This is a genomic window from Streptomyces sp. NPDC002676 (assembly GCF_053592455.1).
In genome coordinates, this window is record NZ_JBSFVT010000030.1 from 16103 (window position 1) to 40216 (window position 24114).

The following is a 24114-nucleotide window of genomic DNA, read 5'->3' on the forward strand; positions in this document are numbered from 1 at the left end:
TCGTCAGGTGGAGCCCGGTCAGACGCGAGCCGCCCAGTCGATCCGGTGGTCGAGGACCCAGTCGAGCGAGTTGTCGGGCAGCGAGTCGTTCAGCTTGGCGGCCGACGCGCGGGCGCCGAGCGCGACGATGCCCTCGACCCGCTCCCGGCGCAGTTGTTCGTAGCGGGCGAAGGCCTGCGCCCTGGGCAGGTCACGCAGGCACTTGGCCAGCACCACCGCGTCCTCGAGCGCCATCGACGAGCCCTGACCGGAGGTCGGCGTGGTGGCGTGCGCCGCGTCGCCGAGAACGACCAGCCTGTCCCGCCACCAGGTCGGCACGGTGGGCAGGTCGTGGGTGGGCAGCGCGTACAGGTCGGAGTAGGTCGCGCGGATCACGTCCGCCACGAACGAAGGGGCTTCGACGAAGGTGTCCAGCAGCCGTTCGGTGAGCAGGTCGCGGTTCATCGCTGCCAGTTCGGCCCGGCTCGGTTCCTCGCTCCAGAGCAGGTTGGCGAACCACCACACCTCGCCCCTGCCCGAGGTGGTGTAGCCGAAGAAGGCCTTGCGGCTGGGGATGAACTGAAGCTGGGCCGGTTCACCGGGAGCGTCCACATCGGAGGCGTAGCCGCGGATGTTCAGCAGCGGGACGTAGCGCGCGGCCGGCGCGGCCGGGTCGATGACCGACCTGGTCCGGGAGTAGATGCCGTCGCAGCCGATGAGCACGTCGCCGGTCAGGGCCGTACCGTCGGCGAACCGCGCGACCACCCCGTCGCCGGTGGTGTCGGCGTCGACCAGCTTCCGGTCGTGCTCGATCCGCGCGCCGCGCGCCACCGCGGCTTCACGCAGCAGCCGGTACAGGTCGGCGCGGCGCATCGGCGCGAAGCCGGACGGCCCGGCCGCGCCGGCGAGCGACTCCCGCAGCGCGGTCTGCTCGAGTCCCAACACATCCAGCGCGGCAAGGCCGTTGGGGGCGAGCATCACCCACAGCCCGGCGTCCTTGTCCTCACGCGGACGGGCCTCGCAGATGGTGACGTCGGCACCGATCGAACGCAGGGCGACGGCGGTGGCCGGACCGGCCACTCCGCCACCGATGACCAGGGCGTGCATTGCTGGCTAGTTCCTCTCTTGTTCGGTCGCGCGGGCATGCACGATCCGCCCGCCGAACAACAGGTCGGGCAGCGATGGGTCGAGCTCGTAGCGCTCCAGGCAGTCCCGCCAGCCGAGGTCAGCGACGCTGTCGAACCCGGCATCGGCCAGTTCGGCGGCGATCTCGGCCGGGGTGAAGAACGACCGCCATGGCTCGCCCATCCGGGCCTTCGCCTCGGTCTGTGCGGCGAGCGCGGGCCTGCGGTGCGGCGGCAGCGCGGAGGGTGGCTGGTTGTAGTCGAAGACCAGTTCGGCCGGCGCGGGCAACCGGGCCACGAAGCACGCCGTGGCCAGCAGCGCTTCCCTGTCCAGATAGGGGACCACGCCCAGCAGTAGGAAGAACGCCGGTGCGTGCCGGTCGAATCCGGCCGCGGCAAGGCCCGCTTCCGCGGTCTGCTCGGCGAAGTCGACAGGGCAGAACACGACCGTGTCCGGTACCTCGATGCCGGCCTCGGCCAGCCGTTCGCGCTTCCACGCCTGGGTGGCCGGATGGTCGACCTCGAACACGCGCAGCGCCGGATTCCGGTTCCGGTAGGCGAAGGTGTCCAGGCCGGCGCCGAGGATGACCACCTGCCTGGTGTGCGCGGCGGCGGCGAGCGCGTCCTCGGCCACCCGCTGGCGCAGCGCCATGAACAGCCGGACCTCGGCAGGCATGCCGGGCGCGCCGGCCGGCCTCGGGTCGTCGTCGACGCCGCCGACGATGCGCGCCGCCAAGGGGTCGGTGAACACGCGTGGCGAGTCCGCCACCTGGTGCACGGCGCGGGCGCGCGCCGAACTCAACGCGGTACGGCTGGGCCGGCCCGTCTGCATCACCGATCTCCTCCTGTGGTGGTCAGCCGCAGCCGCCGGGCGCAGCTGATCAGCTCCGCCCGGCGGCTGACTCCGAGCTTGACCTTGATCGACGCCCGCTGTGCCTCGATGGTGCGTACCGACAGACCGAGCGCGTCGGCGATCTGCTGATGGGTCAGGCCGTCGGCGATCAGCGCGAGCACCTCGCGTTCCCGTCTGCTCAGCGCGCCGTCGGGATCGGCGTGCCGGTCGAACAGGGCCGCGCCGAGCGCCGGATGGAGATAGCGGCCGCCCGCGGCGAGCGCGTCGACCGCGGCGACGAGTTCCCCGGCGGCGGCGTCCTTGGGCAGGAACCCGTGCGCGCCGGCGGCGAGCGACTCCCGTGCCGAGTCCAGGTCGTTGTGCATGGTCAGGATCAGCACCCGGGTGGTCGGCGACAGGGCCCGCACGGTGGGCAGGACGCCGAGGCTGAGGGTGCCCTCGAAGCTCAGGTCGAGCAGCAGCACGGTGGGCCGATGCAGGTTCACCTGCTCGACGGTGGCGGCCAGGTCCGCCGCCTCGCCCACGATCCGGTAGCGGTCGTCGGCGAGCAGCGTGCGGATGCCGCAGCGCACCACCGGATGGTCGTCGCTGATCAGAATGGTCGGCCGGGACGTGGGGTCTCGCGGCGTCATCGCTGGACCTCCCTCTCCGATACCGGGTTTCTGGGCAGTACGAGGGTGACGAACGTGCCGGCGCGACCGGACTGGACGGCCAGGTGTCCGCCCGCGTCCCGTGCCTGCGCGTCCATGGCGGTCAACCCGAAGTGGGGGCGGGTGGTGGCCGCCGTGAAGCCGCGGCCGTCGTCGTGCACCGCGCAGACCAGCCGGTCCGGCCATGTGGCCACGCTCACCCAGGCATGCTGCGCGTCACTGTGCTTGGCGGTGTTGTGCAGTGCCTCGCGCACGATCCCGTAGGCGATCAGGTCGTTTCCCGCCCACCGGCCGGGCGGCGCGGTGCGGTTCTCGACGCGCATGCGGATGCCAGTGGCGGACTGCAGGTGTTCGGCGGTGGCGGCCAGCGCGCTGGGCAGGTCCGGCTGCGGCGGGGCGGGCGGGGCCGAACCGCCGATCAGGCGGCGCAGGCCCGCGATCTCGTGGTCCAGCAACTGCCGTAAGTCCGTGCCCAGTTCGCGGGGCAGCGGGCCGTCCTGGGCGAGCGCCCGGTCCAGCCGGATCCGCGCGATGGCCAGGGCCTGCAGCACGCCGTCGTGCAGTTGCTGGGCCAGCGGGGGAGACGCGCCGCTCATCGTGCCCCCGGACAGCGTGCGGAGAACAGGCAGACCGCACCGGACCGGACCGTTTCGACGTCGGTGAACCGGGCGCGCAGCTGCTCGTCCAGATCCTCCATCCGGTCGTCGAGGTTGCTGAACACCTCGCTGCGGTTGAGCTTGGCCAGCAGCTTGGCGGACCGCTTCGTGTGGTGCGGGCCGGTGCCCAGCACGGTGCTGCCGAACACCCGCGCGCCGGGCTGCAGGAACGGCACAACCTGGTCGAACACCACCGCCTTCTGGCGCATCGACCCCGGCAGGCAGTGCAGCAGGAAGTTCATGCCGACCGAGTCGAACCGCGCGCTGCCGAGGGCGAACGGCTTGAACGCGTCACCCACCAGGGTCTCGGGGCGATAGCGCCGTATGCGGTGTGCGGCGGTGGCCAGCACCACCTCGTTGAGGTCGACCAGGGTGATCGACGGGGATTTCGCCGGAAACCGGCATTTGTTCAGAAACCAGCCGGTGCCCGGTCCGATATCCAGATGCGACGCGCTGACCTGCCGGTTGTAATGCGTCAGCATGCGGCCACGCGGGCAGCGCCACATGAACCGGCTCATCATGCCGAGCACGAACATGTCGTAGGCGGCGAGCATCGGACGCCGGTAGTGCTCGGCGGCGGCCTGAATGCGCGCCTCGGCCGGCTCCGCGGGCCCGGTCCGCGCCTGGTTCGCTTCCATGTCCCTCGCCCCGCTCAGGCGCGGGTCGCGGTGATGAACTGGCCGCCGGTCAGCCGGCCGTCGGGCCGTCCGTACCGCGGCCCCAGCTCGCCGCGCTCGGTGATCTCGATGGTCCAGCCCTGGCCGGCCACCCAGTCCCGCCCGCCCGGGCCGAGGCCACCGCGGACCATCTTGCTGATCCGGTCCGCGCCGGGCGTGGTCAGCGCGGCGGCTGCGGCCTTCGGGTCCGGACCCGGCTTGTCGGAGTGCTCGAACACCAGCCGGCTGCCCGGCGCGGACAGCCGTCCGACGTCGGTGATCACCTGCTGCGCCTGGTCGGCGGTCAGGTAGGGCAGCACGCCCTCGGCGACCCACGCGGTCGGCCTGCCCGGGGCGAACGTGCTGCCCGCGAGGCGCGCGGCGAAGTCCTCACGCAGGTCCGCGTGGACGGCGGTGCGCGAACGGGCGGTCGGGCGCGCACCGGCGTCGGCGAGCACCTTGTCCTTGAAGGCGAACACCGACGGCGTGTCCACCTCGAACACGTCCGCGTCCGGCACCGGCAGCCGGAAGGCACGCGCGTCGAGACCGGCCCCGAGCAGCACCACCTGGCTGCAGCCGCCCGCCACCGCCTCGCACAGGAAGTCGTCGATGAACCGGGTGCGCACCACGCCCCGGGAGTAGAACAGGTCGACCCAGGCGACCAGCGACGGCCACTCGTCGTCGGTGATCACCGCCTTGGCCGCGTCGACGAACGACTGGGCGTACGGATCGTGGAACATGCGGTCTTCGCGGCCGGATTCCATGGCCCTGGCCATCGCCACCGCGACCGCGGTGACCCCGGCCCCGGCCGGTGCCTTTGTCTGAGCTGCTGCCGCGTCCATTCTCAACTCCTCATGCCCGGGGAAATCAATTGAATTCAGTGAAGCATCACGCCTGAAAAGGCGTCAATTGATTCCGCAGGCAGGTGAAAAGCCATTCGCGAGGATGGGTCGGCCTCATTCTCGAGAACGAGCCGATTTAGTTCTCTTGGCTGAAGATGATCCGACTGATTTCCGCGTAGTCTGAGCTGCGGGTTCGTTGCCTATTGCGAAGGGAATGACCGTGTCGGTATTCACAATTAACGAACTAATGGAGATCCTGGTCGTCAAGGCCGGGCTGCCCCGGTCCGCGGTCACGGACGATCCGACGGCCACGCTGAGCGACGTCGACCTGGACTCGCTGGCGCAGCTGCAGGTCAGGGCGGAGATCGAGGACCGCTACGGGATCGAGTTCGGCGAGGAGTACACGAACGCGACCTTCGGTGAGCTGGTGACGCTGGTCAACAAGGGACTGAGCGAGCACGCGCGATGAGCGAGGAGCGACGCATCGCGGTCACCGGGATCGGTGTGGTCGCACCCGGTGGCGCCACGCGGAAGGCGTTCTGGCAGCTGCTCACCGACGGGCGCACCGCGACCCGCCGGATCTCGCTGTTCGACCCCGCGCAGTTCCGCTCCCAACTGGCCGCCGAGGTCGACTTCGACCCGCTCGCGGCGGGGCTGACGCGTCAGGAGGTGTTCCGCAACGACCGGTCCGTCCAGTTCGCGTTGGTCGCCGCCGACGAGGCGATGGCCGACGCGGGCCTGGCGCTGGACGCCGGACTGGACCACGACCGGATGGCCGTGTGCCTGGGCAGCGCGGTCGGCGCGAGCACCCGCCTCGAGGACGAGTACGTGGTGGCCAGCGACGGCGGCCGGGACTGGCTGGTCGACCCGGAGTTCGGCTCCGGCTTCCTCTACCAGGCGTGGATACCCAGCACCATGGCTGCCGAGGTCGCCTGCCGGTACGGCGCGCACGGCCCGGCCTCGGTGGTCTCCACCGGCTGCACCTCGGGCATCGACGCGATCGGGCAGGCGTACCAGCTGATCCAGGACGACATGGCCGACATCGTGGTCGCCGGCGCGAGCGACGCGCCCATCACACCCATCTCGATCGCCTGCTTCGACGCCATCGGCGCCACCAGCGCCCGTAACGACGACCCCGAACACGCCTCCCGGCCCTTCGACGCGACCCGCGACGGTTTCGTGATGGGCGAGGGCTCGGCCGTACTCATCCTGGAGGAGTACGAGCACGCCCGGGGCCGGGACGCGCACATCTACGCCGAGATCCTCGGCTACGCCAACCGGTGCAACGCCTTCCACATGACCGGACTGCGCCCGGACGGCAACGAGATGGCCGTAGCGATCCGCAGTGCGCTGGCCCAGGCGCGGCTGGACCCGACCGCGGTGGACTACGTGAACGCGCACGGCTCGGGCACCAAGCAGAACGACCGGCACGAGACCGCCGCGTTCAAGCAGAGCCTCGGCGCCCACGCCTACCGGGTGCCGGTCAGCTCGATCAAGTCCATGGTCGGGCACTCGCTCGGCGCGATCGGCTCCATCGAGGTGGCCGCGACCGCGCTGGCCATCGAGCACAACGTCGTGCCGCCCACCGCCAACTACGCCCACCGCGACCCGTTGTGCGACCTGGACTACGTGCCCAACACCGCACGCGACCACCGGGTCGACGTCGCGCTGTCGGTGGGCAGCGGGTTCGGCGGGTTCCAGTCGGCCATCGTGCTGGCCGGGGTGCGCTGATGGCGGCCGTGATCACCGGTCTCGGCGTGGTCGCGCCGACCGGCATCGGAGCGAACGACCACTGGCGCGCGACCCTGGCGGGCGAGCTGGCGGTGCGGCCGATCGAGACGTTCGACACCAGCCGCTACGCCACCACACTGGCCGGTCAGGTGCCCGGCTTCGATGTCACCGAGCACGTGCCCGACCGGCTGGCCGTCCAGACCGACCGCTGGACCTGGCTGGCAGTAGCCGCCGCCGGCATGGCCCTCGACGACGCGGGCTACGACCCCTCCGCCCACGATCCGTACGCCACCTCGGTGATCCTGGGCAGCGGCTCGGGCGGCAACGAGTTCGGCCAGCGCGAGATCCAGGCGCTGTGGAGCCGGGGCCGCAAGGCGGTCGGCGCGTACCAGTCCATCGCCTGGTTCTACGCCGCGAGCACCGGGCAACTGGCCATCCACCACGGCACCAAGGGGCCGTGCGGGGTGCTGGTCTCCGACGCGGCATCCGGCATCGACAGCCTGGGCTGGGCCGACCGCGCGATCCGCCGCGGCACCGGCGCCGTGCTGGCAGGCGGCACCGAGGCGCCGATCGCGCCGTACGCGCTGACCGCCCAGATGGCCGGTGGCCACCTGTCCACCGCGACCGACCCGAAGGCCGGCTACAAGCCGTTCGACCGGGCGGCCAACGGCCACCTGCCCGGCGAGGGCGGCGCGGTGCTGCTGGTGGAGGACGAAGCCGCCGCGCGGGCCCGGTCCGGGCCGGCCGGCTACGGCGTGATCGCCGGCTACGCGGCCACCCAGGACGCGCACCACTACCGCACGGCCGCACCCGACGGGCAGCAGTACGCCCGGGCGATCGATCTGGCCCTGCAGCGGGCCGGCGTGCGTCCGGACGAGGTGGACCTGGTGCTGGCCGACGGCGCAGGCCGCCCGGACGCCGACGCCGCCGAAGCGAGGGCGCTGTGCTCGGTGTTCGGCGCGCACGGGGTTCCGGTCACCGCGCCGCAGGGTCTGGTCGGCCGGCTGCTGGCCGGCGGTTCGGCGCTCAACGTGGCCACGGCGCTGCTCGCGATGAGGGAAGGTGTCGTCCCGCCGGTGGGCAACCTCGACGACCCCGATCCGGCGTACGGCCTCGACCTGGTGCGCGAGCCGCGCGAACGCAGGCTCGACACCGTGCTGGTCACCGCGCGCGGACACGGCGGATTCAACAGTGCGTTGGTGCTGCGCACCTGTACTGCGTAACGCACAGAGCGTCTCGTGTGAGGAGGACCGAAGCCGACGGGCAACGAGTTCCGACATGACAACGGCCGCGCGGGTTCTTCGAGTGTGATCGGGAAGTGACCTCGCGCGGCCTGTCTCATCCTGCCTTCTGCGGCGCCCCGGGCGCCGGGCGTTCATCTGCAAGCCACATTCCGGACTTTGTCGGCACGCTCCGGCAGCCTTCGGCAGTGGCCGTGCTGCCCGTATAGCAACACGGCGGACAGTAACAGGGTCGAGCCGACACGCGGCGTTCGTTGCTGCGAACCACGAGGGAGCGTGAAGATGACGGTTACGCCACTGTACTGCAGGCCAGCCGAGTGCGGGGAATGCTCTTTGCCTGACAAATCCGCAAATGGATTTATCACCCCCCGGGCGGGTTCGACAGATGTTGTGCGTGGTTTGAAGGAGTTGTTGCCGGTCGGAGTCTGCAGTGGTTCTGGTGTGTACCGGGCGGGCATGATGACCGTTCTGCGCGGTATTCCGGGGATGGATGTGGTGGTCGAATTCGACACCGCGAGTTACAGTCCTCGGCTGCTGCTGGACCAACGGCCGCGCGTGCTGCTGATGGACCTGGACGGCTTCGACATCGAGGACCTGCTGGCCCGACGGGTGGTGAGCCGGACCGCGGAGCAGGCGGTGAAGGTGCTCGCCCTGTCCACCAGCCTGGACCCGGACCTGGCGATGAAGGTGCTCCGCGGTGGCGCGGAGGGCTTCCTGCACAAGGACACACCGGTGCGGGGGCTCGTCGACGCGATCCGCGCGGTCGACCAGGGCGGCGCGGCACTGGACCCGCAGGTGGCCGGCGAACTGGTCTCCGCACTGCGCTACAGCGGCCCTTCGGAGGTTCAGGCCGGGCCGGGCAGCGGGGTCAAGCTCACCCCGCGGCAGCGGCAGATCCTCGGCCTGATCGGCCATGGGCTGACCAACGTGGAGATCGCCGACCAGCTGCAGCTGGGCAGGCCCACGGTGAAGACGCACATCTCCTCGTTGCTGCGCGCGCTCGACCTGCGCGACCGGACCCAGCTGGCGGTGTACGCCTGCACGCACGGTTTCCGGACCTACGCGACACTGCCCCTGAATTGACTGCCGGATATCCCGAGTCACGCCGTTGCGGGTTTCCCGCAGCCGACTGCGGATTTTCCGCGGAGTTTTCACGGAATATTTCTGATGCGGCCCGAGAAGATCGCCGGAGATGATTCTTTCATGAGCAATTCACAGGTGGGCCGAATCCGCGCCTCAGACATAGAGCCCTATCGGGCGCGCGGCGGCCAGTTGCGTATGGTGCTCCACCCCGGTTCGGTGGGCAGCCGATCCGGCTATATGGGCACGGCTGTTCTCCAGCCCGGCGAACACGTGGTGGAGCATTTCCACCCGTATTCCGAGGAGTTCCTGTTCGTCGTCAGCGGCGACCTGGTGCTCGAGGTCGAGGGCGAGGACTGGGCACTGAAGGCCGGCGACGGCATATACGTGCCCATCGGCAAGCGGCACCGGCTGCGCAATGTCGGTACGACCGAGTCGATGACCGTGTACCACATCGGTCCGCTCGCGCCGGACCCGTCGCTGGCGCACGTGGACACCGAGGTCCTCGGCGAACCGCAGGCCGAGACGACCGATGCCGCGGCCGGCACGGCCCGCATCCTGTTCATGATGACGGTGGCCGAGGAGAAGCGGGAGGAGTTCCTGGCCGCCTACGAGAAGGTCCGGTTCAGCGTCGCGGCGACCCCCGGACACATTCGCGACCAGATCTGCCAGGCGCCGGACAACCCGGAAAAGTGGCTGATCGTCAGCGAATGGACCTCCATCGCGGACTTCTTCACCTGGGAGAAGTCCGACGAGCACAAGGAACTCGTCAAGCCGATGCGGGCCTGCTACTCCGATCCGGAGTTCCGCAGCTTCACCGTGGTGGCCGAGACGATGGGGACACGGTCATGAGCACGATCTCGGCCGACAACCCTCTCATGACGTACATCAACGTCTTCCACTGCAAGCCGGAGAACCAGCAGGCGTTGTCCGCCGCGATCCGCAAGGAGACCGACGAGGTCGTCCGGCACATGCCCGGCTTCATCTCCGCCAACGTGCACTGCAGCGTCGACGGCAGCCGGGTGACCAACTACGCCCAGTGGAGCGAGCTCGCGGCCTTTCAGGAGCACATCCGCAGCGAGGCGGGCCGCGCGCTGATTCTCGAACTGCACAAGTACGCCGACGACGTGGACGTACACGTGTACCAGGTCGACTGGATCGTGTCCGGCGAGGGGGAGTGACCGTGAAGACCGCGAAGGAACTCTGGGAGGCCGTGTACGCGGTGGTCGACGCCGGCAACCCCGCCGGGGTGGACGCCATGTGCGCCGCCGACGTCGAGATCCGCACCGCCAGCCAGCACAAGAGGGGCGCGAAGGCACTCGCCGCGATGTTCACGCAGCAGCGCGGGCTGTACACGGAGCTGGAGATCACCATCGAGGGGACCGTCGAGTCCGCGGACGGCTCCGCGCTGTCGGTCGAGCTGACGCTGTCCGGTGTGCCCAAGGGCACCGGGCAGCGGCTGACCTGGAACGTCGTGGAGACGATCCGGGCCGACGCCGGCCGCATCGTGTCCTGGCACGCCATGCTCGACCGCACCGGCCTGGTCCAGCAGATCCGCGCGCTCCAGGGATGACCGCCATGCCGGCCGGGATATCGGTACGCCAGGAGGTCGAAGTCGCCGACGGCGTGGTCGCGGTGGTCAACGGCGACGGCAGCGCGGGCCTGTCGAACAGCGTGCTGCTGCTCGGCGATCCGACCACGGTGATCGACACGATGCTGCTGCCGGAGATGGCGGCAGACATCGTGACCGCGCTGAACCGCCGGGGCCGCGGCGCCGAGCTGGTCGTCAACACGCACATCCACACCGACCACATCGGCGGCAACCTGCTGTTCGACAAGGTGCCGATCATCGCCCACCCGCGCACGGTGGCCGGGATGCGCAGGATGATCGGCGAGCCCGGCCTGCCCGCGCTGCTCGCCAAGGTGATGCCGAGGTTCGCGACGCGGCTGGCGGACTGGGACAGCGTGGCCGCCGAACCGGTGCCGCCCGCCGGCATCCAAGGCGCGCTGCCCGACGGGGCGCGGGTGCTGGAGTTCACCGACGCTCACTCGGCGGCCGACCTCGTGGTGTGGCTGCCTGCCCAACAGGTGCTGATCACCGGCGACTTGTGCTTCGCCGGGGTGACACCGCTGGCCGTGCACGGGCGGGTGGGCCGCTGGCGTGCGGCACTGGACCAGCTGATCGCACTCGGTCCCAGGGTGGTCCTGCCCGGGCACGGCAGGCCGGCCGGGATCGAGGCACTGCGTGAACTGGCCGACTACTTCGACCGTGTGCTCGCCGCCGCCCGGCTCGCACACGCCGAAAAGCTGCCCGCGGAAACGGTGTGGGCCCGATTCGATCCGGGCCCGGCGGCGGGCTGGCTCGAACCGGAACGAACTCTCGTGAACATCCAGGTCGCTCTGTCCGAGCTGACCGGAACAACCTTCCAAGGAGAACACCGTGTCTAACAAGATCAAGTGCCGTCGGATTCTGGACGAGGCCTTCTCCCAGGGCAAGGTCGACGTCCTCGACGAGCTGATGACCGAGGACTTCGTCAACCACAACGCCCCTCCCGGCATGGACACCAGCAAGGAGGGCGTGAAGTCCGTGATCCGGGTCGAGCGCGAAGGCTTCCCGGACATGAAGGTCGAGCTCATCCGCGACTTCGAGGAGGGCGAGTTCGTCATCCAGCACGTCAAGGTGAGCGGCACGCACAAGGGCTCGGTGTTCGGCGCGGAGCCGACCGGCCGCACCATCACCTGGAACGAGATTCACATCGTCAAGCTCCGTGACGGCCGCGTGAGCGACCACTGGGCCTGCAACGACCTGCACGTGCTGCTGATGCAGCTGGGCAAGATGACGCCGCCCGACACGTCCGCGTTCCTCCAGGCCACCGGTTCCTGACCGGCAGCCTGCGTCGTCATCCGGGATTTCGTCGAGGAGTTGCATCATGACAGACGGGTTCGCGATCGTCGGCCTGGCCGCCCGGCTGCCCCGGGCGAACGGACCGGCCGAGTTCTGGCGGCTGCTCGCCTCGGGCACCGACGCGGTCACCGATCCGCCCCCGGACCGGATGATCGCGCGCCCCGGCGCGTTCCTCGACGACATCTCCGGATTCGACGCGGGCTTCTTCGGCATCCTGCCGCGGGAGGCCGCCGCCATGGACCCGCACCAGCGGCTGATACTGGAGCTGGGCTGGGAGGCGTTCGAACACGCCCGGCTGACCGCGGCCCGGCTGGCCGGCACGCAGACGGGCGTGTTCGTGGCCGCGCCGGGGGAGACCGAGCCGGCGTCCACGCTCGACCACTACACCTTCGTCGGGCGACAACGAGCCATGGCGGCCAACCGGTTGTCCCACGCCTTGGGCCTGCACGGCCCGAGCCTCACCGTGGACACCGGGCAGTCCTCGTCGCTGGTCGCGGTGCACCTGGCGGTGCAGTCGCTGCGGACGGGTGAGTGCGACCTGGCCATCGCGGGCGGGGCCAGCCTGATGGTGACCCCGGACGCCCACAGCGGCCTGGCCGAGATGGGCGTGCTGTCCCCGGACGGCCGGTGCCACGTGTTCGACAGTCGCGCCAACGGGTTCGTACGCGGCGAAGGCGGCGGCCTCGTCGTACTGAAACGGCTGGCCGACGCGCTCGCCGACGGTGACCGCATCGCTGCGGTCATCGTCGGCAGCGCGGTGAACAACGACGGCCGTACGAAGGGGCTGACGCTGCCCAGCGCCACGGCGCAGCAGGCTCTGTTCGAGCGGGCGTACGGCCAGGCCGGGGTCGACCCCGGTGCGGTCCAGTACGTCGAACTGCACGGAACCGGTACCGCCGTGGGCGACCCGATCGAGGCGGCCGGCCTCGGTGCTGCCCTGGGCACGGTCGCGACCCGGACGACACCGTTGCTCGTCGGGTCCGTCAAAACCAACATCGGCCATCTGGACGCGGCGGCCGGGATCGCCGGCCTGCTCAAGACCGTACTGAGCCTGCAGAACCGGCAGGTGCCCGCGAGTCTGCACTTCGCCGAGCCCAACCCGGCCATTGCGTTGGCCGAGTTGAACCTTCGGGTGAACACGCAGGCCCGGCAGTGGCCCGGCAGCCCGGCCGTGGCCGGCGTCAGCTCCTTCGGCCTCGGCGGCACGAACTGCCACGTGGTGCTCGCCGAGGCACCACCGGTTCCGGGCCTGCCCGCGCCGTCGGGCCTGCCGGTGGTGCCGTGGGTGCTGTCGGCGCAGACCCGGGACGCCCTGCGCGGGCAGGCCCGGCGGCTGCTGGACCAGGCCGTCGCGTCCGACCCGGTGGACGTCGGGTTCTCGCTGGCGACCACCCGGACGCCGTTCCCGGTCCGCGCGGTCGTCTTCGGCCGCGACCGGCTCGAACTGGAGTCCGGGTTGCGGGAGGTGGCCGATGGGGACGGGTCGGCGGTGGCCGGACTGGCGGTGGTCGGACCGGCCGCGGAACCGCTGGTGGCGATGGCCCGTGAGTTCGTGGCCGGCGAGGAGGTGGACTGGTCCGCCGTGTTCGCCGGCGCCGGGGCGCGCCTGGTGGACCTGCCCACCTACGCGTTCGACCGGCCGACCGCCGACGCCGGTCGACAGGCGAGTACGGTGCCCGCGTCCGCGCCCGGCGGCGACCTGATCGGCGTCGTCCGAGCCGAGATCGCCGCCCAGCTGGGGCACCACGACGTCGACGCCGTACCGTACGAGCGCAGTTTCCAGGAGCTCGGCTTCGGCTCGCTCAGCGCGATCGAACTGGCCGAGCGGCTGTCGGTGGCGCTCGGCAAGCGCGTCGACGCGACCGCGATCTTCGACTATCCGACGCCGGCCGCGCTGGCCGCACACCTGGCCGAGGACACCGCCGACGACACCGCCGACGTCCACCTGGCGGACGATCAGCCGGCACAAGACCTGACGGCTGGCGATCCGCCGGCTGACGACCACTTGCGGCCGGCCCGGACCACGGAACCCACCGACGACGACCCGATCGCGATCGTGGGCATCGGCTGCCGCTATCCCGGCGGCATCGCCTCGGCGGCCGACCTGTGGGACGTCGCGGCCGGCGGACGTGACGTGATCTCCGCGTTCCCCACCGACCGGGGCTGGGACCTGGAGGGCCTCTACGACCCCGATCCGGACCGCGTCGGCACGACGTACGTCCGCGAGGGCGGCTTTCTCACCGACGTCGCGGGGTTCGATGCCGGGTTCTTCGGCATCAGTCCCGGTGAGGCGCTCGCGATGGACCCGCAGCAGCGGCTGCTGCTCGAAGTCACCTGGGAGGCGCTGGAGAACGCGGGTATCGACCCGCAGTCGCTGGCCGGCAGCCGGACCGGCGCGTTTGTGGGCATGTACGGCTGGGACTCCAGCGAATCCGTCGAGGGCTACCGGATCACCGGCGGCCTGTCGAGCGTCGCCTCCGGCCGGGTGGCGTACACGCTGGGCCTGGAGGGTCCGGCGGTGACCGTCGACACGGCGTGTTCGTCGTCGTTGGTCGCGGTGCATCTGGCGTGCCAGTCCTTGCGGTCGGGGGAGTCGGACCTGGTCCTGGCCGGCGGCGCGACCGTCATGGCGACGCCGCGTGTCTTCCTCGAATTCGCCCGCCAGCGCGGTCTGTCGCCGGACGCGCGGTGCAAGTCCTTCGCAGCCGCGGCGGACGGTACGGCCTGGGCCGAGGGCGTAGGCGTCGTCGTACTGGAGCGTCTGTCGGACGCGCGGCGCCGCGGGCATGAGGTGCTGGCGTTGGTGCGCGGCAGTGCGGTGAACCAGGACGGTGCCTCCAACGGGCTGACGGCGCCGAACGGCCCGTCGCAGCAGCGGGTGATCCGGGCGGCGCTCGCCGACGCCGGGCTGTCCGCCGTGGACGTGGATGTGGTGGAGGCGCATGGCACGGGCACGGTGCTGGGTGATCCGATCGAGGCGCAGGCGGTGCTGGCGACGTACGGCCAGGACCGGTCTGCCGATCGGCCGGTGCTGCTGGGGTCGTTGAAGTCGAACATCGGTCACACGCAGGCAGCCGCGGGCGTGGCAGGGATGATCAAGATGGTCGCGGCGATGCAGCGGGGCTTGGTGCCCGCGACCTTGCACGTGGACGAGCCGAGCCCGCATGTCGACTGGTCGTCCGGCGCGGTGGAACTGTCGACGAGCCGGCAAGGCTGGCCGGATACCGGACGCCCACGCCGAGCCGCGGTGTCGTCCTTCGGCATTTCCGGGACCAACGCACACGTCATCCTTGAACAGGCACCCGCCCATGCGAGCTCACCACAGGGTGAACCGCCCTGGCCCGCCGTGCCGTGGGTGCTGTCGGCGAAGACCGAGGAAGCGCTGCGCGGTCAGGCACGGCGCTTGCTCACGCACGCCACAGAGCACGCCGACGCGTACGCCGACGAGTACGCCGACGAGTACGCCGACGAGTACGCCGACGAGTACGCCGACGGGTACGACGTCGCCGGCATCGGCCGATCGCTGGCCACCACGCGGTCGCGCTTCCCGCACCGCGCGGTGGTCGTCGGCACGGACTCCGCCGAGCTGGCCGCCGGGCTGTCGGCGGTGGCCGCCGGCCTGCCCGCCGCGAACGTGACCTACGGCCAGGCCGAGGACAACCCCGGGAAGACCGCGTTCGTCTTTCCCGGGCACGGCATCCAGTGGCTGGGGATGGCCGCCGAACTGCTCGACTCCGCCCCGGTGTTCGCCGCGAAGATGACCGACTGCGCGCGGATCATCGACCCGCTGGTGGACTGGTCGCTGCTGGACACGGTCCGGGAGGCCACCGACGGCTCCTGGCTGTCGCGCGTCGACATCGTGCAGCCCGCGCTGTTCGCGGTGCTGGTGTCGCTGGCCGAACTGTGGAGTTCGCTCGGCGTGCGGCCCGACGCCGTCGTGGGCACCTCGCAGGGGGAGATCGCAGCCGCCTGCGTCGCCGGTGCGCTCTCGCTCGACGACGCATGCCGGCTCATCGTGGCCCGGTCGAAGCTGATCGCCGAGCAGCTCCCCGGCGCGATCGTCTCGGTCGGCGCCCCGGAAAGCGTGGTGGCGGGGCGGCTGCTCCCCGGCCTGGAGCTCGCGGGCGTCAACGGCCCGAACGGGACGACGGTGGCCGGGCCGACGGACACGCTGGACGCGTTCATCGCCGAGCTGCGCGCGACCGGGGTGCCGGCCCGGATCGTCACGCCGTTCGCCTCGCACTCCTCGCTCGTCGATCCGCTGGAGGACCAGTTCGCCGACCTGGTCTCGTTCGTCCGCCCCTCCGGCGCCGCGGTGCCGGTCTACTCGACGGTGACCGGGGCGGCCATCGCGGGGGAGGACCTGACGCCCGCGTACTGGTACCGGAACTGCCGGCAGCCGGTGGCCTTCCAGCCGGTCGTCGAGGCTTTGCTCGCCGACGGGTTCACGCACTTCGTGGAGTGCGCCCCGCATCCGGCGCTGGGCATCCACATCGAACAGACCGCCGAGCGGGAGGGCCGCGCCGTCGTCGTGACCGGCTCGCTGCGTCGCGACGACGGCGGCCCGGCGCGGCTGCTGACCGCCGCCGCGCAGCGGTACGTGCGCGGCGGCGAGGTGGTGTGGGACTCGGTGTTCGGCGATGCCCGCCGGGTGCTGCTGCCCACGTACGCGTTCGACCGCAAGCGGTACTGGCTGGAACCGAAGCCGTACACGGACGTGACCGGGCTGGGCCTGACCTCCGCGGACCATGCGCTGGTCGGCGCCGTGGCCGAGCTGCCGGACACGCACGCGGCGCTGCTGACCGGACGGCTGTCGCTCGCCACGCACGGCTGGCTGGCCGACCACACGGCCGCGGGCGCGACGCTGCTCCCGGCCACGGCATTCGTCGAACTGGCCCTGCGCGCGGGCGCCGAGGTCGGCCGCACGTTCCTGCGGGAACTGGTGATCCAGACCCCGCTCGTGCTGCCGGAGCAGGGCGGCGCGGCCATCCAGGTGGTCGCGGACCACGACGGCGAGATCGCGATCCATTCCCGCACCGACGGCGAGTGGGTCAGGCACGCGCGGGGCGAGTCGGCCGCCGAGGAGCTGGATGCCGGGGAGACGGCCGACCCGCGCCTGGCCGAATGGCCGCCCGCCGAGGCGACCACGGTAGGCCTGGAGGACGCCTACCAGCGGCTGGCCGAGCGCGGCTACGGCTACGGACCGGCGTTCCGTGGTCTGCGCGCGGTGTGGCGCCGGGGCGACGAGGTGTTCGCCGAGGTCGCGCTGCCCGACGGCGCGGATCCGGCCGGGTTCGGCCTGCACCCGGCGCTGCTCGACGCGGCGTTGCACGCGGCACTGGTCACCGTCGCCGACCACGGCGTGGCGCTGCCGTTCTCCTGGTCCGACGTCCGGCTGTTCGCGACCGGCGCCACCGCCCTGCGGGTGGTGATCACGCCGAGCGGGCCGGACGAGCTGTCCCTCGCGGCCTACGACGACTCCGGCCGGCCGGTGTGCACCGTCGGGTCGATCGTGCTGCGGCAGCTGTCGCGTGAGCAGCAGGCCGCGGTGTCCCGGGCGGGCCGGTCCGCCGCCCACCGCCTGCTGGAACTGACCTGGCAGCCGCTGGACCGGCCGGGTGCGCTCCCGGTGTCGGTCGTGGGCTGGGACGACCTGGACCGGACGGCCCCGATCCCGGACGCCGTGGTGCTCGACGGCGGATCCGGCTCGGACGAAGCCGTACCGGACATGGTCGCCGGGACCCACGCCGCCACCCACCGGGTGCTCGGCGCCCTCCAGGACTGGCTGGCCGACGAACGCACGGCGGACAGCACTCTGCTGATCGTCACCCATGGCGGGGTGCACCCGGCCGGCGAAGGCGCGCCCGATCCGGCCGCCGCCGCGGTCTGGGGCCTGGTGCGCGCGGCACAGGTCGAAGCGCCCGGCCGGTTCGTGCTGGTGGACACCGACGCGGACACCGACACGGCCGTCGACGTCGCCACCGTCGTGGCGAGCGGCGAACCGCAGGTGATGATCCGGTCCGGCGTCCTGCACGCGGCCCGGCTGGCGCCGGTGCCGGCCACCCCCTCGGTCCCCTCGGGCGGGTTCGACCCGGCCGGGCCGACCCTGATCACCGGCGGCACCGGTGGACTCGGTTCGGCACTGGCACGCCATCTGGTGACGCAGCATGGCGTACGGCGGCTGGTGCTCGCCTCGCGCCAGGGCCCGGACGCGCCGGGCGCCGCGGAACTGGTCGCCGAGCTGGCCGAGCTGGGGGCGACGGCGCAGGTGGTGCGGTGCGACGTCACCGACCGTGCCGCGCTCGCCCGCCTGGTGACGCCGGAGCTGACCACGGTGATCCACGCGGCCGGGGTGCTCGACGACGGCGTACTCGACTCGCTGACCCCGGACCGGATGGACAACGTACTGCGTCCCAAGGCCGACGCCGCCTGGTACCTGCACGAAGCCACCGCACACACCGGCGCCACGCTCGTGCTGTTCTCCTCGGTGCTCGGCGTGTGCGGCGGTCCGGGACAGGCCAACTACGGGGCCGCCAACGCCTTCCTCGACGCGCTGGCCGCGTACCGGCACGGGCACGGGCTGCCCACGCTGTCCATCGGCTGGGGGCTGTGGGACCGCGTCACCGGCATGGGCGGGCAGCTGCGCGACGCAGACCTTGTCCGGCTCAGGCGGCGCGGCCTGACCGAACTGCCGGTCGACGCCGGACTGGCCCTGTTCGACGCGGCCCTCGCGCAGCACCGGCCGCACGTCATCGCGATGCCGGTCGACCGCCCGGCGCTCCAGCTGTCCGCCGACATCGGCGAACTGCCTGCGGTACTACGGGACTTGGTGCCGACCCGGCCGCAGGCGCAGCCCGCCGCCGAGCCCGGAACCGGGCCCACGGACCTGCTCGCGCTGACCAGGACCGAGACCGCGCTCGTGCTGGGACGCGACGGCGGCGAGCAGATCGATCCGGACCGCAACTTCCGGGAGCTCGGCTTCGACTCGCTGCTGGCCGTCGAGCTGCGCAACCGGCTCAAGACGGCCACCGGCATGGCGCTGCCCGCGGCCGTGGTCTTCGACTACCCCACGCCTGCCGCACTGGCCGGCTACCTGCGCGACCGGACCGCCGGACGCACCGAACCCGCGGACGAGCAGCCCGCGGCCGTGGTGGACGAGACCGACCCGATCGTCGTGGTGGGCATGAGCTGCCGTTTCCCCGGCGGTATCGACTCGCCCGCGGACCTGTGGGACGCCGTGGTCGAGCGCCGCGACGCGATCGGCGACTTCCCGGCCGACCGCGGCTGGCAGGTGAGCGGACTGTCCATGCGGCAGGGCGGATTCCTCGACGACGCGGGCGCGTTCGACGCCGCGTTCTTCGGCATCAACCCGCACGAGGCCGCCGCGATGGACCCGCAGCAGCGGCTGCTCCTGGAGGTGTCCTGGGAGGCGGTGGAGCGCGCCGGCATCGACCCGGAGTCGCTGGCCGGCAGCCGGACCGGTGTGTTCGCCGGAATCATGGCCCAGGAGTACGGCGCGGGTGCCGACGACGCCGCGGCCGGAGTGGAGGGCTACCGGCTGATCGGCAGCCAGGGCAGCGTCGCCTCCGGCCGGGTCGCGTACGCGCTCGGCCTGGAGGGGCCCGCGGTCACCGTGGACACGGCCTGCTCCTCGTCGCTGGTCGCGGTGCACCTGGCCGCGCGCTCGCTGCGGTCCGACGAGTGCGACCTGGCGCTGGTCGGCGCCGCCACGGTGATCGCCACGCCGAGGGTGTTCGTGGAGTTCGCCAAGCAGGGCGGACTGGCCGGCGACGGCCGGTGCAAGTCGTTCTCCGCGGCGGCCGACGGAACCGGCTGGAGCGAGGGCGCGGGCGTCCTGGTGCTGGAGCGGCTGTCACGGGCCCGGGAGCGCGGGCACCGGGTGCTCGCGGTGGTCCGCGGCAGCGCGGTGAACCAGGACGGCGCCTCCAACGGGCTGACCGCGCCGAACGGCCCGTCCCAGCAACGCGTGATTCGCGCCGCCCTCGCAGCCGCCGGCCTGTCCACCGCGGACGTCGACGTGCTGGAGGCGCACGGCACCGGCACGCGGCTGGGCGATCCCATCGAGGCAGAGGCGATCCTGGCGACGTACGGCCAGGGCCGCCCCGCCGACCGGCCGCTGCTGCTCGGCTCGGTCAAGTCGAACCTCGGGCACACCCAGGCCGCGGCGGGCATGGCCGGCATCATCAAGATGATCGGCGCGATCCACCACGGCATGGTGCCGCCGACGCTGCACGCCGACCCGCCGACGTCCGCGGTGGACTGGTCGGGCGGTGCCGTCGCGCTGGCGACCGAGCCGGCCGACTGGCCGCGGACCGGGCGACCTCGCCGGGCGGGGGTGTCGGCGTTCGGCATCTCCGGCACCAACGCCCACGTGATCCTCGAACAGCCGCCCGCGCAGCCGGAACCGCCCGCCACGGAACGGAACTGGCCGGTGCTGCCGTGGGTGCTGTCCGCGCGCACCGAGCCGGCACTGCGCGGCCAGGCCGCCCGGCTACTGGCCCACCTGCGGGCGGACGAGAACCTCGACCCGGCGGCCGTGGCCTCCGCACTGGTGGCGACCCGCTCGCGGTTCGGTCACCGGGCGGTCGTCACGGGCGCGGACCGCGCCGAGCTGCTCGACGGGCTGGCCAAGGCCGCCCAAGCCGATCCGGCCCAAACGGCCCAACCGGCCGAACCGGCGGAGGCGGTGACCGGACCGGTCGTGTTCCTCTTCCCCGGCCACGGCAGCCAGTACGCGACCATGGGCGCGAGCCTGTACGCCGAGTTCCCGGCGTACGCCGCCGCGCTCGACGAGGTGCTCGCCGAACTCGACGCACACCTGGACCGGCCGCTGGCCGACCTGCTGTTCGCCGAGAAGGGCACGCCGGACGCGGCCATCCTCCAGGACCGGACCGAGTACACCCAGCCCGCGCTGTTCGCCATCGAGGTTGCGCTGTTCCGCCTCGTCGAATCCTTCGGGCTGCGACCGGACTACCTGCTCGGCCACTCCTTCGGCGAACTGGCCGCCGCGCACGTGGCCGGGGTCCTGTCCCTGCCCGACGCCGCCAGGCTGATCGTCGCGCGCGGCCGTGCCATGGGCGCCCTGCCGCCCGGCAGCATGGTGCAGATCCTGGCGGGCGCCGACGAGATCGAGCCCACCCTGGAGCCAGGCGTGTCGATCGCAGCCGTCAACGCGCCGGACGCCACGGTGATCTCCGGGACGCCGGAGGCGGTCGACCGGGTCGTCGAACGCTGGCGCGAGCGAGGACGGCGCTCGATCAAGCTGCGCAACCGGCACGCCTTCCACTCGGCCGAACTCGACGGCCTGCTCGGCGAGTTCGCCAAGGTGGCCCAGGAGGTCACCTATCACCCGCCGACGATCCCGATCATGTCCAACGTCACCGGCGGACCGGCCGCCGAAGGCGACCTGCGCTCGGCCGACTACTGGCTGCGGCACGCCAGGGGGACCGTACGGTTCCTGCCCTGCGTGAACGCCCTGGCGGAGCTGGGCGCGCGGACCTTCGTCGAGCTCGGGCCGGGGCGCGCGCTGGCCACACTGGCGGCGCAGAGCATCCCCACCAAGGTGGTCGCGCTGCCGCTGCTCCGCCGCGACCTGCCCGAACTGGCCACCCTGCTGCCCGCGCTCGGCGAGCTGTCCGCGCGGGGCCTGCCCGTGGACTGGCGGGCGGTGTTCGGCGAGCCGTCCGGCCCCTTCACGGAGCTGCCCACCTACGCGTTCGACCGCCGGCGCTACTGGCTGCGGCCGGAACCGCCGGTCGCAGCCACAGGACTGGGCTTCGTCGCGGCGGACCACCCCGTCCTGACCGCCCGCATGGAACTGCCGGACAACGGCACGGTGATCTTCTCCGGCTCGGTCTCCCGGAACGCGCCCGGCTGGCTGGCCGACCACGCGGTGGCCGGCCAGGTGCTGGCACCCGGCACCCTCTTCACCGAACTGGCCCTGCATGCCGGCGTCGACATCCGCGCGAACACGGTGCGCGAGCTGGTGATCCAGGCTCCGCTGGTGCTGCCCGGGCAAGGCCGCCTGACCGTCCAGGCGGTCGCCCACCCGACCGGCGAGCTGGTGCTCTCGGCCCGCCCCGACGAGCCGGGAGCGGAATGGACGGTGCACGCCAGGGCAACGTTGACCACAGCGGACCTGGAAGACCCTCCGGAGCTGCAGGCCTGGCCGCCCGCCGGCGCCGTACCGATCGACCCGGATGGGGCGTACGACGGGCTGGCGGACCAGGGATACGACTACGGCCCGGCCTTCCGCGGGCTGCGCGCGCTGTGGCGCGACGGCGACGACGTACTCGCCGAGGTCGCGGCCGACGCCGACACGACCGGCTACGGCCTCCACCCGGCCCTGCTGGACGCGGCGTTGCAGGCGTGGCTGGTGGCCACCGGCCGTGGTGGCACGGACGTCCCGTTCGCCTGGGAGTACGTGGTGCTGCACCGGGCCGGGGCGGACGGCCTGCGGGTCCGGCTGTCCCCGACGGGTCCGGACGCCGTGTCGGTCGCGGTGTACGACCGGGCCGGCCGCCCGGTGCTGACCGCCGGATCGGTGCGCCTGCGGCCGATGACCGCGTCGACGGCCCGGCTACGAGAACTGGCCTGGACCCCGCTGACCTCCGAGCCCACCTCCACCCCGAACACAGACGTCGCGGTGCTGGACGCCTTCCCGGCCGCCGCAGACGTGATCTCCTCGGTACACGCGGCGACGCAAACGGTGCTGGACGCGCTGACCGCCCCGACGTCGAAGCGGCTGGTGATCGTGACCCGAGGCGCGGTCGGCCTGCCGGGCGAGGACGTGTCGGACCTGGCCGGCGCGGCGGTGTGGGGCCTGGTGCGGTCCGCACAGGCCGAACAGCCCGGCCGCTTCGTGCTGGTGGACACCGACGACGAACTGGACCTGCCCGCGGCCCTGGCGACGGACCAGCCACAACTGCTGATCCGCTCGGGCGTACCGCACACGCCCCAATTGACCCCACTGTCGCAGTCCTCGGCAGGCGAGCCCCCCTTCGGACCGGACAGCAAGGTGCTGATCACCGGCGGCACCGGCGGTCTCGGCGCCCTGATCGCCCGGCACCTGGTGGTGGCGTACGGCGTCCGGCGGCTGGTGCTGGCCGGCAGGCGCGGGCCGGCCGCACCGGAAGCGCCCGCACTTTGGGCCGAGCTGACCGAGCTGGGCGCGACCGTCGACATCGTGGCCTGCGACGTCTCCGACCGGGCCGCGGTGACCGGCCTGGTGACCCCCGACTTGACCGCGGTGGTGCACGCGGCCGGCGTACTCGACGACGGAGTGCTGGGGTCGCTGACGCCCGAGCGGCTGGCAGGGGTGCTCGCGGCCAAGGCGGACGCCGCCTGGTACCTGCACGAGGCGACGCGAGACCTGGACCTCACCGCGTTCGTACTGTTCTCCTCGGTGGCCGGCACGCTCGGTTCGGCGGGCCAGGCCAACTATGCCGCGGCGAACGCGTTCCTCGACGGCCTGGCCGCGCATCGCCGGGCGGCCGGTCTGCCCGCGGTGTCCATCGCCTGGGGGCTGTGGGCGGGCCGGAGCGGCATGACCGAGCACCTGAGCCAGACGGATCTGGCGCGGCTGCGCGACCGAGGGTTCGCGGCGATCTCCGAGTCCGACGGCCTGGCGATGTTCGACGCCGCCCTGACCGCGCCACGCGCACAGGTGACCGCGGTGACACTGCGCGCGACGCCCGCCCGGCCGAGCCACCAGGACGACGCGGTCCGGCTACGGCACGAACTGGCCGGCCTCGACCAGGACGAGCAGCGGCAACGCGTGCTGGACCTGGTGAGCCGCAAGCTGCTGGCGGTGCTCGGCCACGCCGAAGGGCAGCCCCTCGACGAGGACCGCACCTTCCGCGACCTGGGCGTCGACTCGCTCACCGCGATCGAACTGCGCAACGCCCTCGCGCCGCTGACCGATGTGCCGCTGCCGGCCACGGCCGTGTTCGACCACCCGACTCCCGCGGCGCTCACCGACCACCTGCACCGAACCCTCGTCGCGCCGGTGCCTGATGCCCGGCCGAGCCGGAAGGAGTTGATCGACACGATGGACACCGAAGAACTGATCGCGGCGGCGTTGGGTGAGGGTGGCACGCGATGACCGACCGGATCCCCACGGTACGGATTCCCGTCCCGCGCACGGCGGGCACGGGCACCCGGCCGCGGCCCGAGCCGTCCCGCTGGGACTGGCTTCTCCTGTCCGCGTTCTGGCAGGCCCTCGCGGGCCTGGGCAGCTGGTGGATGCCGTGGATCGCCGTACCGGTCGAGACCGACGACTACGCGCATGACTCCGGGTGGAGTGACATGCGATGAGCAAGGACACCGAAGCCAGGCTGGTGCAGGCACTGCGCGAGTCGCTCAAGGAAATCGAGCG

Annotated in this window: 17 protein-coding genes; 11 read left to right on the plus strand and 6 right to left on the minus strand. The window is 72.1% G+C overall.

Translation table 11 applies throughout. The annotated features are described in order from the left end of the window. Positions 1-18 precede the first annotated feature (18 nt). Genes ACWD3E_RS39850 through ACWD3E_RS39875 form a run of 6 tightly spaced genes read right to left on the minus strand, consistent with a single transcriptional unit; the run spans position 19 to position 4760 of the window. Positions 19-1086 (minus strand): FAD-dependent monooxygenase, encoded by a 1068-nt coding sequence (locus tag ACWD3E_RS39850; RefSeq protein WP_451392378.1) that lies wholly within the window; start codon positions 1084-1086, stop codon positions 19-21. A gap of 6 nt (positions 1087-1092) precedes the next feature. Then, positions 1093-1935, minus strand: coding sequence for a class I SAM-dependent methyltransferase (locus tag ACWD3E_RS39855; protein ID WP_451392379.1), 843 nt, complete (start codon positions 1933-1935; stop codon positions 1093-1095). Further along, positions 1935-2588 (minus strand): response regulator, encoded by a 654-nt coding sequence (locus tag ACWD3E_RS39860; protein WP_451392380.1) that lies wholly within the window; start codon positions 2586-2588, stop codon positions 1935-1937. The genes ACWD3E_RS39855 and ACWD3E_RS39860 overlap by 1 nt, the downstream gene beginning before the upstream one ends. Next, positions 2585-3202 carry a sensor histidine kinase gene (locus ACWD3E_RS39865; protein WP_451392381.1) on the minus strand — a complete coding sequence of 206 codons (618 nt, stop codon included), beginning with the start codon at positions 3200-3202 and terminating at the stop codon, positions 2585-2587. Before ACWD3E_RS39865 ends, ACWD3E_RS39860 begins: the two co-directional genes overlap by 4 nt. Next, the gene (locus ACWD3E_RS39870) at positions 3199-3900 is read right to left on the minus strand and encodes a class I SAM-dependent methyltransferase (protein ID WP_451392382.1); all 702 of its coding nucleotides are present in this window, start codon (positions 3898-3900) and stop codon (positions 3199-3201) included. The genes ACWD3E_RS39865 and ACWD3E_RS39870 overlap by 4 nt, the downstream gene beginning before the upstream one ends. A 14-nt stretch (positions 3901-3914) precedes the next feature. After that, positions 3915-4760 (minus strand): SAM-dependent methyltransferase, encoded by an 846-nt coding sequence (locus ACWD3E_RS39875; RefSeq protein WP_451392383.1) that lies wholly within the window; start codon positions 4758-4760, stop codon positions 3915-3917. A 220-nt stretch (positions 4761-4980) separates the two neighbouring features. Here ACWD3E_RS39875 and ACWD3E_RS39880 point away from each other — a divergent pair, with 220 nt between their 5' ends. The 11 genes from ACWD3E_RS39880 to ACWD3E_RS39930 all read left to right on the plus strand — a co-directional run bounded on the left by ACWD3E_RS39880 (position 4981) and on the right by ACWD3E_RS39930 (position 24053). After that, positions 4981-5229 carry an acyl carrier protein gene (locus ACWD3E_RS39880; RefSeq protein ID WP_451392384.1) on the plus strand — a complete coding sequence of 83 codons (249 nt, stop codon included), beginning with the start codon at positions 4981-4983 and terminating at the stop codon, positions 5227-5229. After that, a complete protein-coding gene (locus tag ACWD3E_RS39885; protein ID WP_451392385.1) occupies positions 5226-6491 on the plus strand; it encodes a beta-ketoacyl-[acyl-carrier-protein] synthase family protein in 1266 nt (421 codons plus the stop codon). The genes ACWD3E_RS39880 and ACWD3E_RS39885 overlap by 4 nt, the downstream gene beginning before the upstream one ends. After that, positions 6491-7714 (plus strand): beta-ketoacyl synthase N-terminal-like domain-containing protein, encoded by a 1224-nt coding sequence (locus ACWD3E_RS39890; protein WP_451392386.1) that lies wholly within the window; start codon positions 6491-6493, stop codon positions 7712-7714. The genes ACWD3E_RS39885 and ACWD3E_RS39890 overlap by 1 nt, the downstream gene beginning before the upstream one ends. Before the next feature lie 474 nt (positions 7715-8188). Further along, positions 8189-8815 (plus strand): LuxR C-terminal-related transcriptional regulator, encoded by a 627-nt coding sequence (locus tag ACWD3E_RS39895; RefSeq protein ID WP_451392387.1) that lies wholly within the window; start codon positions 8189-8191, stop codon positions 8813-8815. A gap of 120 nt (positions 8816-8935) precedes the next feature. Next, complete coding sequence (locus ACWD3E_RS39900) at positions 8936-9664, plus strand: cupin domain-containing protein (protein ID WP_451392388.1); 729 nt, start codon at positions 8936-8938, stop codon at positions 9662-9664. Next, the gene (locus tag ACWD3E_RS39905) at positions 9661-9993 is read left to right on the plus strand and encodes an antibiotic biosynthesis monooxygenase family protein (RefSeq protein WP_451392389.1); all 333 of its coding nucleotides are present in this window, start codon (positions 9661-9663) and stop codon (positions 9991-9993) included. Before ACWD3E_RS39900 ends, ACWD3E_RS39905 begins: the two co-directional genes overlap by 4 nt. 2 nt (positions 9994-9995) lie before the next feature. Continuing rightward, positions 9996-10385 (plus strand): nuclear transport factor 2 family protein, encoded by a 390-nt coding sequence (locus tag ACWD3E_RS39910; RefSeq protein ID WP_451355912.1) that lies wholly within the window; start codon positions 9996-9998, stop codon positions 10383-10385. Then, the gene (locus ACWD3E_RS39915; RefSeq protein ID WP_451392390.1) at positions 10382-11260 is read left to right on the plus strand and encodes an MBL fold metallo-hydrolase; all 879 of its coding nucleotides are present in this window, start codon (positions 10382-10384) and stop codon (positions 11258-11260) included. Before ACWD3E_RS39910 ends, ACWD3E_RS39915 begins: the two co-directional genes overlap by 4 nt. Then, entirely contained in the window at positions 11253-11696 is a 444-nt protein-coding gene (locus tag ACWD3E_RS39920; RefSeq protein WP_451392391.1) for an ester cyclase, read from the plus strand. Before ACWD3E_RS39915 ends, ACWD3E_RS39920 begins: the two co-directional genes overlap by 8 nt. Before the next feature lie 46 nt (positions 11697-11742). Next, the gene (locus ACWD3E_RS39925) at positions 11743-23841 is read left to right on the plus strand and encodes an SDR family NAD(P)-dependent oxidoreductase (protein ID WP_451392392.1); all 12099 of its coding nucleotides are present in this window, start codon (positions 11743-11745) and stop codon (positions 23839-23841) included. Then, positions 23838-24053: a hypothetical protein gene (locus tag ACWD3E_RS39930; protein ID WP_451392393.1), complete on the plus strand. Its 216-nt coding sequence runs from the start codon at positions 23838-23840 to the stop codon at positions 24051-24053. The genes ACWD3E_RS39925 and ACWD3E_RS39930 overlap by 4 nt, the downstream gene beginning before the upstream one ends. Positions 24054-24114: the final 61 nt, after the last annotated feature.

Bases quoted from the DNA above. Each gene is read 5' to 3' on its own strand.
- ACWD3E_RS39865 (WP_451392381.1), bottom strand. From the start codon at position 3,202: ATGAGCGGCGCGTCTCCCCCGCTGGCCCAGCAACTGCACGACGGCGTG.
- ACWD3E_RS39925 (WP_451392392.1), top strand. From the start codon at position 11,743: ATGACAGACGGGTTCGCGATCGTCGGCCTGGCCGCCCGGCTGCCCCGG.
- ACWD3E_RS39860 (WP_451392380.1), bottom strand. From the start codon at position 2,588: ATGACGCCGCGAGACCCCACGTCCCGGCCGACCATTCTGATCAGCGAC.
- ACWD3E_RS39890 (WP_451392386.1), top strand. From the start codon at position 6,491: ATGGCGGCCGTGATCACCGGTCTCGGCGTGGTCGCGCCGACCGGCATC.
- ACWD3E_RS39850 (WP_451392378.1), bottom strand. From the start codon at position 1,086: ATGCACGCCCTGGTCATCGGTGGCGGAGTGGCCGGTCCGGCCACCGCC.
- ACWD3E_RS39875 (WP_451392383.1), bottom strand. From the start codon at position 4,760: ATGGACGCGGCAGCAGCTCAGACAAAGGCACCGGCCGGGGCCGGGGTC.
- ACWD3E_RS39915 (WP_451392390.1), top strand. From the start codon at position 10,382: ATGACCGCCATGCCGGCCGGGATATCGGTACGCCAGGAGGTCGAAGTC.
- ACWD3E_RS39895 (WP_451392387.1), top strand. From the start codon at position 8,189: ATGATGACCGTTCTGCGCGGTATTCCGGGGATGGATGTGGTGGTCGAA.
- ACWD3E_RS39900 (WP_451392388.1), top strand. From the start codon at position 8,936: ATGAGCAATTCACAGGTGGGCCGAATCCGCGCCTCAGACATAGAGCCC.
- ACWD3E_RS39870 (WP_451392382.1), bottom strand. From the start codon at position 3,900: ATGGAAGCGAACCAGGCGCGGACCGGGCCCGCGGAGCCGGCCGAGGCG.
- ACWD3E_RS39855 (WP_451392379.1), bottom strand. From the start codon at position 1,935: ATGCAGACGGGCCGGCCCAGCCGTACCGCGTTGAGTTCGGCGCGCGCC.
- ACWD3E_RS39930 (WP_451392393.1), top strand. From the start codon at position 23,838: ATGACCGACCGGATCCCCACGGTACGGATTCCCGTCCCGCGCACGGCG.
- ACWD3E_RS39905 (WP_451392389.1), top strand. From the start codon at position 9,661: ATGAGCACGATCTCGGCCGACAACCCTCTCATGACGTACATCAACGTC.
- ACWD3E_RS39885 (WP_451392385.1), top strand. From the start codon at position 5,226: ATGAGCGAGGAGCGACGCATCGCGGTCACCGGGATCGGTGTGGTCGCA.